Below are 13,155 nucleotides of genomic sequence, written 5' to 3' on the forward strand. Positions count from 1 at the left end.
GTTACTTTAAAATCATAAAACCAAATATTTAGTTGACTAAGAATCGAAAAATCGTCAATGATCTTTTTGGGAAATTGTAGGATCTATGATTCATATCCCATACCATATTCATTTGTTTTGGTATTACTTTATTAGGTTCTTCAAAACTGTTTCTGTCCTCATCTAAATGATCTGAGAGTGTAAATACCGTTACATTACGCTCGGTCTGTGCCTCTCCATCAAAAACTACCTCTGCATTAACGTCGTATTCTTTTAAGTTAACTACCTTCAAGATAACATCTCCCACTTGCTCGTCTATAGACGCTGAGTAGTAGAGTTCCTCTGGAATGGGAAGTTTATCCTCTGTTTCTGCATAAAGTACATCGTCTATGAAGGTTCTTAGCTCACGTCCTTTCACCTCGAGACGATAGTCATACTCCTGCTTTGCTTGCGGGTTAAATACATAATTAATTAATTCAGAGTTTCTTCCCTCCGAGGTACAGCAAACATTAGACAAGTTCATCCACCAGTCCATCTTCCATGCTAGTTTGTTATTCTCATCAATTTTCCCGAAATTCACCTCGAATGAGCGGCTGCCGGAAATATCGGTCCCGCTACTCTCATCTAATTTTGCTGCACGGAACGAAAGGCTGTAATGATCCCAATCAATCGTATCAAGAAAGCTCGATGTTTGATCTGGTGTGATTACTCTTCTCTCATATTGCCTAGTTTCTCCTGTTTCAAGGTTTTTGAGCTGTATATCGATTATTTCTACATTTGCTAATTTCGTTTCAAAGGATATTGCTCCCGTGATTGGCTTTGAAATAATTTCAGGTTGTGGTAATCTTTGCGCCTCAATGTGAAGTAAAGAATCTCCCTGATGTTGCATAAACAACTTTTGAACGTAATAACTGGCTGTTCCATAAACGGAATGATTATTAAACCAAATTAAATTGGGCTTCCAATTTACATAATCTGAATTACATAACATGGGAGCGTAGCAGGCTAGACCCGCAGCAGGCGCTTTCTCCATTCCGATCATATAAGCTGCTTCAACAATTGCGTTGTTGTAAGTATCATCACCGGAAGCATATTCGCCTAAAAACACTTTTGGACCATCCGCAGGATAGCCGTCATATCGATTCATATTTGCAATAAACCACTCAGGAGATTGATAATAATGTTCATCAACATAATCGACTCCATGGGAGCAGGCACAATCCCATCCACGTTTATATTCGCTTCCTGCTGCGCCAGGGCCGCCAGATCCTATTAACTTAATTTCGGGATATTTTTCTCGAACAGCGTGATGAATAATTACAAATCGCTCGAAAAACTCCGCGCCAACTTCCTCATTTCCAATAGCCAGATACTCCAATCCAAAAGGTTCAGGATGCCCCATTTCTGCCCTTATAGCCCCCCAAACTGTTCCGGTATCCCCATTAGCGAATTCAATTAAATCCAAAGCTTCATCTATCCATGGCTCCATCTCGTCCAACGGGACTGCACGTCTGGTGTGCGGGTCGTAACCTGCAGCAATTACTGGAAGGGGCTTAGCTCCAATATCTTCACAAAATTGAAAGTACTCAAAATATCCGATACCTAATGTTTGGTTATACTTCCATATATTACTTTTTGTAGGTCGCGACTCTATCGGGCCGAGCGTATTTTTCCAACGATACATACTGTTTCTATCATTCGGATTAGTAGATCCGTAATGTGCAAGACAACCCCCAGGGAAGCGCATAAAACGTGGCTTCATGTCTGCAATGAACTGTGCAATATCGGCACGCATACCATTCTTTCTCCCCATAAACGTATTACTTGGGAATAAAGAAACCATATCAAACGCTAATGATACTTTATCTTGGGCGAGAAGAGACAAGCGTGCATGTTTGTCCGTTACTTTGGAAATGATCTTCAATTCCACTTTAGTCCATTCTGTCTGTACGGGTTCAAATGTTCCTTCACCGTAGCAGATTGTACCTTCCGCATTTTCCAGACGGATAACTATTGGTGCCGAGTACGAGCTGATCCTCCGATAAAAACAAGAAAAACGATAGGTTTCGCCCTCAACTAAAGAAATGCCTGAATTATATCCTATATTTTGAACTCCCGCGCCTTTACCCGGTAGCATGACCTCCATAACCAAATAATTCAGATTATTATTATTGAGTGGTTCGGCCGTTTCAACGTGAATCTCAACGTGAGCAGCTCCCCTCTCAACCTTGTTCCAGGCCGTAAGCGAGTTGTATTCCTTGTTATCTGTGTAGTCGAACTCAAACGAACGATTCTGCACTAATTCCGCGTAAAGCCCTCCGTCTGCTGCATGATTCAAATCTTCGAAGAAGATTCCAAATAAATCTCCCAAAGCTTTTTCTTTTTTATTAACTGATACTGTGATCCTAGGTTGTATCATGTCTTACTGCCTCCTTGTATGCGATAAAGTATTTATAAGCCTGAAGGTTCTATTATTCTTTTGTTTGATCTTCAATGAATTCAGTTTCTCGATATTGACCAGGAGTAAGCCCCGAGTATTTCTTAAAAACTTTGAAAAAGTGTCGCGGCGAATCATACCCTACTTGGGATGCAATTTTGTCAAATGCTAGTTTTGGTTGCTCATTCATAAGTTGTTGCGCTTTAGCTACACGGCACGAATGCAAATAGGGAATAAAGTTGATCCCAACTTCACGTTTGAATAAGGTACTCACATAACTGGCAGTTAATCCGATGTACTCTGCTATACTTTCTAAAGATAGGTCTTGATTATAATTCGAATGTATATGATCGATAATCCTTTTCATCTGGTCTGATAGTGACTTGCCGTCTAACAGATTCAATGCCGTCGTATTATTTGCTTGCGTAGAGGTAGCATCTTGATTCAAACTGTTCTGAAGCTCCTGGCTAATTGATTGAGCAGCATTCAGCAGTGAGGATATTAGTTCTTCTTTATCAATCGGCTTAAGTAAATAATCAAGCACTTGGTACCGTAGTGCTTGTCTTGCGTACCCAAAATCATCATATCCCGTTAAAATGATAAATCGGTCGCATAGTTTTCTATTCTTCACCTCATGAATTAATTCGAGACCAGTCATTTCAGGCATGTGAATATCAGTAAGGATCAAATGGGGTTTAAATGAGCGAAGCATTTCCAGTGCCTCAATTCCATCATTAGCAGTCTCCACTTGATGAAATCCTGTTTCTGCCTTCATTATGATAGCTCGCAGTCCTGCCAATATCAGCGGCTCATCATCCACCACTAAAAGATTTAGCATGATTCAAGCGCTCCCTTTGTGCATTTGAATGATACAAATCATACCCTTTGGATAGCAATTACTTAGGGTTAAACCTGAATTATTACCATAGAAGCTTTTAATACGCTCATGAACATTGTATAATCCTAGCCCGCTCGATTTTGTCTGCAAACTTTCTTTGTCGAGGTTTCCATGTAATACACCTTGAATTATTCTAAACCTGTCCGCATCCATTCCAATTCCGTTATCTTGGATCTCCACTCTAAGATAACCTTCTGCTTCAAATATCCGGATGCGAATCACCCAGTTCGATCGGAGCCTGCTTAGACCATGAACGATACTATTCTCGACTAAAGGTTGTAAAATAAAGCGCGGGCATGGGAAATGATCAATTTTCGCATCTACATCAATTTCATAATGTAAACGTTCACCCACACGATTTTTGTGAATAAGCAAAAAGTTTTTCACATGCTCAAGTTCGTCTTTAAGAGTCGTTTCACTCCTATCATTAGACAAGCTATAACGTATAAGTTTGCCGAACGAGTGCGTGAAATCAGCAACCTCCAAAGCATCATTCACTTCTGCCATCATCCTGATTGATTCAAGGGTATTGTATAAAAAATGAGGTCGTATTTGTGCCTCTAGTACTTTATAGTCGGCTTCCTTTCTCAGCAATTCCTCACGGTGTACCTTATTCACCAAATCGTCGATACGTTGGAGCATAGCATTATAAGACGATGTCAAATAGTTTATCTCGTCACCATCATCATCTGTACTATCTGAATACGCTGACAGGTTATTAGATCCCACTCTACGCATATGTCTCGCAAGCTTTATTATGCGTTTGGTTAGCGAGCTGGCAATCCAATAATATACAGTAGATAACATGAACAAGCCAATAAGTCCAACAACTGCTACCCACTTCAATTCTGTTTTTATATTTACGAACACTTCCCTCTCGTTCGTATATGAGATCACTTTAACAGCTAAGGGTTCGACAATCACCGTATTTCCAATAACCTTCCAATCGCGCAAAACAAAATGTTTGGACTCTCCATCTGATGTATTAATTGCAGATTGAGTTATTTCATCCAGTTCATCAGAATAGTCAACTACTTCACCATACAGTAACTTATTGTCTAGCGACATGACGATTACTCGGTCATCTGGTTTCGTCTTAACCTTCTCCAACATTGTCTTAATAGCAACGTCGCTAACTTCAATTTTCATGATTCCGATCTGTTTAGAAAACTGTTCGTTATAGACCTTTTGGTAGTAACTTAAATGCGGAATTCGATCTGATTCTTTGTTTTCAAAGACCCACATCCCTTTACCTGGAGACAATCCCTGAATTTGATCATAAAGTGGGTAAAGACTGGTTAGTTCGTCTAACCTTCCAATTTCAGGTTCCAAGGGATCGACTGATGAATTCATACTATACATACGAATTTCTTTTATCTGTTCATTACCCGAATATACAAAGGAATAGAGCGGTCGGATATACTTAATCAAATTATACACATGCTGAAATTCAGTATCGTAATCACCACTCATGTACTCAAGAATGTACTGATTGTACTGAAATAATTGATACACGGATTCAATCTGGGTCATTTCTACCTTCAAATTACTGCTAGCCTGCTCGATTAGTTCCTGACGGCTTCGTAAATATTCATCAAGAAACCTTTCTTGGGCCTGATTGTACGCAAAATAGGCAAAAATCAAGATAGGAAATAACACCATTAGCAGATATCCGACAAACAATTTCTTTACGATCTTCGTCTTTGGCAAAAAGCTGTACAACTTTTTCGCAATTAACTCTAACATGCCGCACCACTTCTTCTTTTTACTCCATAGTATCACCAAAAATGGAGGGGAGTCAGCGCCTTAACGCTGACTCCAATTTTTTTTACTTAAATAGCCCTTTAACTTCCCCATATTTATTGTTTAGCCAAGTTTCATATTTGCTGAGACCGATTTGTTCAGCTTTAGCAATCATGTCGTTATACGCTTGAATTGCTTCTTCTTCCGACTTTGACATGTAGATACGTACTTCTTCTGTTCGTATCATTTCTTCCAACTTGGTCCGGATTACTCCTTCATCAGAATCGGATTTTGGAATGAGAAGCCCCAATTCGGGTACAAGTTCCATAATTTCCTTGGCTGCTTTTTTCACTTTCGCAGATTCCGTATTTGGATCCACAAGATCAAGAGCAGAACTATTGGACATCAGTCCCCAGAATCCGATCCCTTCTTTATTGATGTAATCACTATCGCCTTGCTTATAGAGCAGTTCTGGATATTTTCCTTCTTCATTCCATTTATAATGAGTCCCTTCAATACCCCAGTAGCCAAGTTTTTGCCCTTCTTCGGAAAACATATACTGCATAAATTTGATTGAAGCCTCTGGATTTTTGTTCTCTTTGGTGATATATACTCCAGACCAACCAACACTTGCATTGTAATACTTAGGGTTACTTCCAAGCTGATTTACCAGTTGGGTTAACTTAAAATTGTCCCCTTGTGTAATTTGACTATTAATGTTATCGATATCGTTTGTATTTTCTGCAAGGGCAAACACTTTACCTTTTAACGCGTACTCATTGTCTTTAAGTGTATCCTTAAATGCAAAGTTCTCTCCTGTTATATATCCATTTCGGTAAAGCCGGTTTATATATTTGTATAGCTCAAGCATTTGAGGGTGTCTAACGTAGTAAGAGACTTTTCCGTCTTCTTCATATAAATCCGTAGTTATTGTTGGTACACCATACTGCATTTTTAAGTAATAAGATCCCCAGTTTTTATCTAGAAGAAGTGGTATCATGTCAGGATACTTATTCTTCACCATTCCGAGAACGTTTTCAAGATCATCCATGTTCTCAAGTGAAGGATTCCCCAATTCTTCTAAAATATCTTTTCTAACTCCAAGTGCTCCTGGTGCTACCAGAGCATTGGGATTGGCATCCCATTCTTCTTTAGTGGCGAAATTATTACGAATTGTATAGAAATTCCCATCAGACGCCGTATTAATTGCTATTCGTGTAGGATCAAGTTTGAAATCCGGTGCGTATTTCTCAATTAATTCATTCCAAGAGTAGGATACAGCTGAGTCTGCCAATCGGTCTAGGTTAGTTGATGTAAAGACAAGATCAGGCAAATCTCCAGATGCAATCATTAATGGCAGCTGTTTGTCATCCGCCGCAACTGTCACTTTTAGTTTGACACCTGTTTTTTCTGAAATTTGTTCGGCAATAGATCCAGACCAATCTTTTACTGGGAACCAGGGATGGTTTACAAAGATATTTAATTCCATCTGCTCTGTTCCTGTGGATGAGTCTTGCCCCTCTTTATTCGTAGAAGAACTTCCATTATTGCTCCCGGAGCAAGCAGAGAGCAACGTAACTAGCATTGCACTGATAATCAACATAATGACCTTTTTCTTTCTACCCTTTTGATTCATTTGTCTGGCCTCCTGAATAGATATTTTATATTAAAACCCCAAGGTTCCAATACCACTATCCTTTTACTGCACCAATCATTACACCTTTAACGAAATGTTTTTGTAAGAAGGGATAGACGCAAACGATCGGCAAAATTGCAACAACCATAGCCGTAATTTGTATTGAGAAAGTCGTTACTGTGTTCATTGAACTGGCGTAGTTAGAACCCACAGAATCAATAGGCATTGTACTTTGATTAATTATCTCCATCATTCGATATGTTAATGTTCTTAGATTATCGCTTTGCACAAAGTAAGCCGAATCCACCCATGAGTTCCATTGGCCTACACCAAGAAATAATGCCATTGTTGCTAAAAGAGGCCGGGATACCGGGAGAATAATCTTATAGAAAATTGTAAGATCATTAGCGCCGTCGATTCGAGCTGATTCTTGTAATTCATCTGGGATTTCTTTGAAAAACGAAATTGCGATAAGCAAAAAGAATAAATTCAACATAGAGGGAACGACATAAACAGCGAAGCTGTTTAACAAGTTCAATTCTCTAAGAACTACATAATAAGGAATTAAGCCCCCCGAGAAGTACATAGCCACAATAATGATTGGAAAGTATATCTTCTTAAAGATTAGTTGTTTGTAAGCCAGTCCGTATGCTACAAGGCTAGTAAATAACACGCCTATCAGTGTACCAACAATCGTCCTTGCACTGGATACCAGAAAGCTGACTCTCCACTTTTCATCATTAACAAATGTTGCGTAATTATCCCATGTAAATTCCCTTGGCCAAAAGTAGATTCCGCCTCTTGCTGCATCAACACCTTCATTTAGGGAAATAATTAATACATAATAGAAAGGATATAGCGTAACAATTAGCACAATAAGCATCAAAAACGTGTTTATTGTATCAACTGTCCAATCCTCAAGAGTTCTTCTGCGTAAACGTTTAAAAATAATTTCCATTTAGAATAACCCCTGTCCTGATAGTCTCTTCGCAATGAAATTACTAAAGAATATTAAGAACACTGAAAGTACTGATTGTACCAAATCAATCGCTGCTGCATAAGCAAACCGACCTTCTGCGAGACCTACTTTGAAGGCATACGTTTGGACAATTTCAGACTTATCGCTATTTACAGAGTTCCCTAATAGGAATGCCTGCTCGAAGTTTGAACCAACTAACCCTCCGCCCAACAGACTTCCAATTGAAAGTACTAATACAACAACAACAGCACCTTGAATACTTGGCAGAGTTATGTGCCATATTCGCTTCAAACGACCAGCCCCATCAATTTGGGCTGCCTCGTATAAAGATGGATTAATACCTGCGATTGCCGCCAAGAAGATGATTGTCCACCAACCTGCTTCTTTCCAAACGGCACTTCCGACCGCTAAACCCCAGAACATATCCGGATCGGTCAAAAAATCAAGTGGCTTGTCTACGATATTCAACTTCATAAATAACATATTGACGATACCGTCCTGTGCACTTAGAAAGACAAAAGCTAGTCCCGATACAACTACCCAAGAAATAAAGTGCGGGAAATAACTAACTGTTTGCACGATTCGCTTAAATGCCATTCCCTTGAGTTCATTCAACATAATGGCGAACAGGATTGGAATTGGAAAAGCGAAAATTATTTTCAAAACACTGATGATTAACGTATTTCTAACTAGATCGATAAATCTATAATCAGAAACAAATTCACTAAAGTATTTTAATCCAACCCAGTCACTTGTAAATATTCCTTGTACACCTGTAGATATTTTATAATCTTTAAATGCCATTAAGATCCCGAACATCGGAATATAAGAGAAAATAATTAAAAATAAAATACCAAGTAAAACAAAAGTCTGTGGATATATTTGCCTTCTTAGTTGTTTCCATGCGATTTGATATTTAGGATAGCTTTTTTCTCTAATTGAACTTGTATCCGTTTTCACCGCATTCATCACCTCCGTAATCACATTATAATTTGGAATTCCTGGAGTAGATACGGACCATTCTTTAAAATCATACTGTCCATTTTCTTGATCTATTGTATTAAATCCTTACCAGAAGAAAGTGGATATCCTGAATAAAAGAAAATTAAACAAGGCTGCCGAATGCACCGGCAGCCCTGTCGCGTTAGTTTAAGGATCTTCTTTTGTCATCCTAGGCATAAGTTCGTCTAACAATGATTTGGCTAATCTTTGGTTTGGGTCATATAAAAAGGAAATCCACTGTCATCTGCCCACTCAGTTAATAGTCCAAAAATGCAATAAGAGAGGATCGTCGAAATTAAAATTCTGATATTTCTTATAGCGATTCAGGGCTCATATATCGAAAAACATAGTTTCCATTCTAAGCGTGATTATTGATGTTTTTCCATCTCCTTATTATATTTAATACGTGCTATCTGTTTGTGCTATTTATCATTACATTATTTCGATATTAAAAATCGTAGTGATTATTTCACCTAGTTTAAGTCATTAATAACATCTCATAATCGCTAAAACAAAAAAGCCCTGATAAATCAAGGTTTCCTTGATTACCAGGACTGATTTTTATGTGCCAAAATGAATTATAACTCACACTAATCATTATTCTTATTTCCCCGAATAATCCCGCTGCCTCAAGCTCTCATAAAGGAGCACCGTTGCCGCCATCGCGACGTTTAACGATTCCGCTTGGCCCGCCATCGGGATAATAACCGATTCATCCATGAGTTCGCGAACAGTAGGCGAGAGCCCCTCTGATTCGCTCCCCATAAGCAGCCAAGTCGCTTGCGTCCAATTATAGCTGTAGCAGGTATGCTTAGCCTGTAGACTCGTACCGACCAGCTTCATGCCTTTTGCTTTCGCTTGCGGGAGAAGCTCCAGCAGATCGGCTTCGATAATGGGCAAATGGAACAATGAACCCATGGTCGATCTTACAGTCTTCGGATTGTAAAGATCCACGCAGCCCTTGCCAAGAATCACAGCATCCGCTCCAACGGCGTCGGCACTGCGGATAATGGTGCCTGCATTACCGGGATCGCGTACAGCGTCAAGCACTACCACGAGACCGTTTTTGCGAAATATAGCCGAATGATCTACCGGGAGCTTTGACAATACGGCAAACACCGGAGGCGGGGTATCCGTCCCTGTGCATTTTGACATGACGGGGCGCGATGCCTGTATCCATTCTAATCCGAGAGTTGCCGCCGAATCATTTAATTCCCGTTCAAGCATAAGCTCAGCGGGAATGCCGCGCTCGGTATCGTATACGATTGTCTTTACATCCGCGTTTCCCCGAAGCGCTTCCAGTACGAGATGGACGCCTTCAATTAGAAACTGGCCGTTTCGATCGCGGTTTTTTTTGTCCAGCAGCGATGCCCACTGCTTAACCTTGTCATTTTGAACTGATGAGAGCAATGGATCAAAATTTTCATTCATAGTTAGCATTAACCTTCCGAATATGCGATTTCTAAATTGGTTAGATCTGAGTTTTTGCCAACGATAACAAGGATATCATCCTTTTCGATTAAGTCATCCGCATAAGGAGCAATGTTCATCGCAGTGCTTTTTTTGATAGCCATGACGTTACATTTATATTTCGCCCTGATATCGAGCTGCTTCAAGCTTTGTCCAATCATCGGACCGGGAGCTTTTATCTCAATGATGCTGTAATCGTCGGAAATCTCGATGTAATCAAGAATATTTGGTGATACGAGATGATGCGCAACCCGCAGTCCCATATCCCGCTCCGGAAAAACAACCTTATCTGCTCCGATTTTGCTGACAACCTTGCCGTGGAGCTCATTTTGCGCTTTGACAATGAGTGTCTTCACGCCTAGGTCCTTCAGAATAAGCGTCGTCAAAATACTAGATTGGATATCTTGCCCAATCGCAACAACGACAACATCAAAATTTCGAATACCTAATGCCCGAAGCGCATCTTCATCCGTTGAATCTGCGGATACCGCATGGGTTACCGTGTTCACGACTTCTTGAATGCGATGCTCGTTCGAATCGATCGCAAGCACCTCAAAACCCATATCCGTCAACGCCTTGGCTATGCTTGAGCCAAAACGTCCCATACCAATTACAGCGTACTGCTTCTTAGCCATCTTACAAAATCCTCCTTGCCGGATGATTACTGCAGTTATCTAAACAGTATACCATAGCATGCTCATTCGGATGAAAGCAGCAGGCGATGGACATAGTAATTAAGTAAATTCGAATGCGTCTGGAGGTTTTTTTGTATGGAAGTTATTGATTTGCGTCAAGCGATCGTTAGGCGTGTTCAAGATAATTCGGCTAAAGAGCTATCCGAAGTCATTGAGGACTCCATCGGCGCCGACGAACGCACATTACCTGGGCTTGGAGTACTGTTCGAGATGATCTGGCAGCAATCCTCGGAGCCGGAACAAGGGCGTATGGTCGACTCCCTCTACAAGCATCTTCATCATAGCGAACATGCCAACCCGTCTCAATAACGCACTGCAGATGTATAAACAACTTGGCCACCGACGATCGTATTCGTTACCCAAGGCAGGCCTTCATAACGATCCACGATGATTAGATCAGCTGCTTTGCCCGGCTCGATGGAGCCAAGCTCGCCACTTGCGCCTAATGCTTGTGCAGGATGAAGCGATGCCATTCTTACCGCAGCCGGCAAAGCGGCAATTCCCTGATCGGCAAGCTTGAATACCGCGGCGAGCATCGAGGAGGGATGGTAATCGGAGCATAAAATATCCGCAGCGCCAGCTGCAATCGCATCGGTTGCGCTAAGGTTTTTATCATGTGAAGCGCCTCGAACAACATTAGGTGCACCAACACAGACGCGCAGTCCTCGATCAACAGCATGTTTTGCGGTATCTAGATTAATTGGAAACTCACAAACAGAAACGCCATAACCGATTGACTCTTCAACCTTCTGGGCCGAATCATCATCATGCGACGCAATTGCTATGCCTTGTTTAGCAGCCAGCGCGCTCAATTCTTGCAGCTGCTCGGTACTTACTTGCTCTCTCCGTTGAACCAAATCCATGACAATGACGCGAACTTCATCCATGCTCACACCTTGATTTTTCATAACGTATCGCTCAAATGAACCTGGCTCGCGGTATTGCCCTTGCCCTGGCGAGTGATCCATAAATGACAAATAATCGATTGCCTTCTCATTCAAAAAACGCTTTACAATGGACATACCAGCCAGATGAGAAACCTCATAGCGCAGATGAATACGGTTCCGAATAGCAGATCGCTTGCTGCGGTAGCTGTTAATATGTTCAATCATTCCCGTCAATAAATGATCGCCGCGGAGGCTTAAACCTACGCCAAGCGATAAGGAATGATACATCGTTGTGATACCGTGAACGGGCAGCTTCCTTTCAAACTCCATTAAAGCCATATCCAGCGGAAATAACGTACCCGGTCGGGGTTGTACTTCCTTCTCAATCGCATCGCAATGAATATCGATAAGGCCTGGCAGCACGTACTGCCCTCCGGCATCAATAACAACAGCGCTCGAATGCTGATTAAGCCAGCTGTCGATATCCTCTTTGCCATGCAAAACAGCAGCGATTCGTCCTTCCGCAACAGCTACGGCGACCTCCGCGATTTGATTCGGCAATACAACCTTCCCATTCGTAACAAGCATTGGCTTCCTGTGCGAACGCAAGCGATCATTCATTGGATTGGTCGTCCCCTTACCCTATTGTTATAACAATAAGCTTACCATAATCCGCTAATTTAAATCATCCTGCAATGCTCACTTCAAATTCAGCCCCAGAGCATCGATCAAAATCGAAAAAGAGCCGCAGGGAAAAACGCTCCCGCGGCTCTAAAGCATGTCAAACGAAAGGACTTAACCCATAATGTCTAGACCTCATCCCAGCCTGCTGTCATTGAATTTCCGACTTCCCTCAAAACTAATCCTCTTGCGGTATAAATTTATAAATATCGCCCGTTTCAAAAGAATCGATCAATCGATCCAGCCATCGATAATACTTTAATGCTTCTTCAATCTTCTGAGTGTCGTTCTCAAGCAGGTCTAGGAACGCTTGATCGCTATCATATTGCTGCTTCAATCCGTCAATTTCCTTTATCGAACGATTTAGGGCGCTCATGTTTTGCTCGACAGCCTTTCTCCATTTTATAGAGAAGAAATCGGCAAAATTCTGATGCCAATCCGGCTCGACCTCGTACAAATCTTTTCTGGAGCCTTTGCCCCACACTTTATTTATCATCTTCAAGTCATGCAGCGTTCGCATGCCTGTACTCATCGACGTCTTGCTCATGCCCATTGTCTGGCTCATCTCATCTAATGTAACCGGCTCCCGATTGAAATACATATTTCCGTATAAATGTCCTATGGATAATGTAATTCCGTACAGGTCCATGTTTTTCCCTATTGATTCGATAACGCGGCGGCGCGTATTATGCAGCTTCGCAAGCTGCTCTTCTGTTAATGCTGCAAGTTCATTCATGTCGTTCCTCCT

11 protein-coding genes are annotated in these 13,155 nt (G+C 41.1%); 1 reads left to right on the forward strand and 10 read right to left on the reverse strand.

The window, feature by feature from the left end:
• Window positions 1-28: 28 nt before the first annotated feature.
• The 8 genes from RCO25_RS27200 to RCO25_RS27235 form a co-directional block, all read right to left on the reverse strand.
• Entirely contained in the window at window positions 29-2,398 is a 2,370-nt protein-coding gene (locus RCO25_RS27200) for an alpha-L-arabinofuranosidase C-terminal domain-containing protein (RefSeq protein WP_308999216.1), read from the reverse strand.
• 52 nt (window positions 2,399-2,450) lie between these two features.
• The gene (locus tag RCO25_RS27205) at window positions 2,451-3,254 is read right to left on the reverse strand and encodes a response regulator transcription factor (protein ID WP_308999217.1); all 804 of its coding nucleotides are present in this window, start codon (window positions 3,252-3,254) and stop codon (window positions 2,451-2,453) included.
• A gap of 3 nt (window positions 3,255-3,257) precedes the next feature.
• Window positions 3,258-5,060 carry a sensor histidine kinase gene (locus RCO25_RS27210; protein WP_308999218.1) on the reverse strand — a complete coding sequence of 601 codons (1,803 nt, stop codon included), beginning with the start codon at window positions 5,058-5,060 and terminating at the stop codon, window positions 3,258-3,260.
• A gap of 82 nt (window positions 5,061-5,142) precedes the next feature.
• Entirely contained in the window at window positions 5,143-6,693 is a 1,551-nt protein-coding gene (locus RCO25_RS27215; RefSeq protein WP_308999219.1) for an extracellular solute-binding protein, read from the reverse strand.
• 55 nt (window positions 6,694-6,748) lie between these two features.
• The gene (locus tag RCO25_RS27220) at window positions 6,749-7,651 is read right to left on the reverse strand and encodes a carbohydrate ABC transporter permease (RefSeq protein ID WP_308999220.1); all 903 of its coding nucleotides are present in this window, start codon (window positions 7,649-7,651) and stop codon (window positions 6,749-6,751) included.
• Window positions 7,652-8,632, reverse strand: coding sequence for an ABC transporter permease (locus RCO25_RS27225; RefSeq protein ID WP_374992177.1), 981 nt, complete (start codon window positions 8,630-8,632; stop codon window positions 7,652-7,654). It lies immediately after the preceding gene.
• Between the two features lie 645 nt (window positions 8,633-9,277).
• Entirely contained in the window at window positions 9,278-10,105 is an 828-nt protein-coding gene (locus tag RCO25_RS27230) for a TrmH family RNA methyltransferase (RefSeq protein ID WP_308999222.1), read from the reverse strand.
• An 8-nt stretch (window positions 10,106-10,113) separates the two neighbouring features.
• Window positions 10,114-10,779, reverse strand: coding sequence for a potassium channel family protein (locus RCO25_RS27235; RefSeq protein WP_308999223.1), 666 nt, complete (start codon window positions 10,777-10,779; stop codon window positions 10,114-10,116).
• 135 nt (window positions 10,780-10,914) lie between these two features.
• Here RCO25_RS27235 and sspI point away from each other — a divergent pair, with 135 nt between their 5' ends.
• Window positions 10,915-11,148, forward strand: coding sequence for a small acid-soluble spore protein SspI (gene sspI, locus RCO25_RS27240; protein WP_308999224.1), 234 nt, complete (start codon window positions 10,915-10,917; stop codon window positions 11,146-11,148).
• Here the strand turns inward: sspI and RCO25_RS27245 are convergent.
• Together RCO25_RS27245 and RCO25_RS27250 are read right to left on the reverse strand one after the other, a co-directional pair.
• Window positions 11,142-12,347 (reverse strand): alpha-D-ribose 1-methylphosphonate 5-triphosphate diphosphatase, encoded by a 1,206-nt coding sequence (locus RCO25_RS27245; protein ID WP_308999225.1) that lies wholly within the window; start codon window positions 12,345-12,347, stop codon window positions 11,142-11,144. The two genes, sspI and RCO25_RS27245, sit on opposite strands and share 7 nt — an antisense overlap.
• Window positions 12,348-12,585: 238 nt before the next feature.
• Entirely contained in the window at window positions 12,586-13,143 is a 558-nt protein-coding gene (locus RCO25_RS27250; protein WP_308999226.1) for a GbsR/MarR family transcriptional regulator, read from the reverse strand.
• Between the last annotated feature and the right edge of the window lie 12 nt (window positions 13,144-13,155).

The organism is Paenibacillus sp. LHD-38, assembly GCF_031157315.1.
Lineage (GTDB): Bacteria > Bacillota > Bacilli > Paenibacillales > Paenibacillaceae > Pristimantibacillus.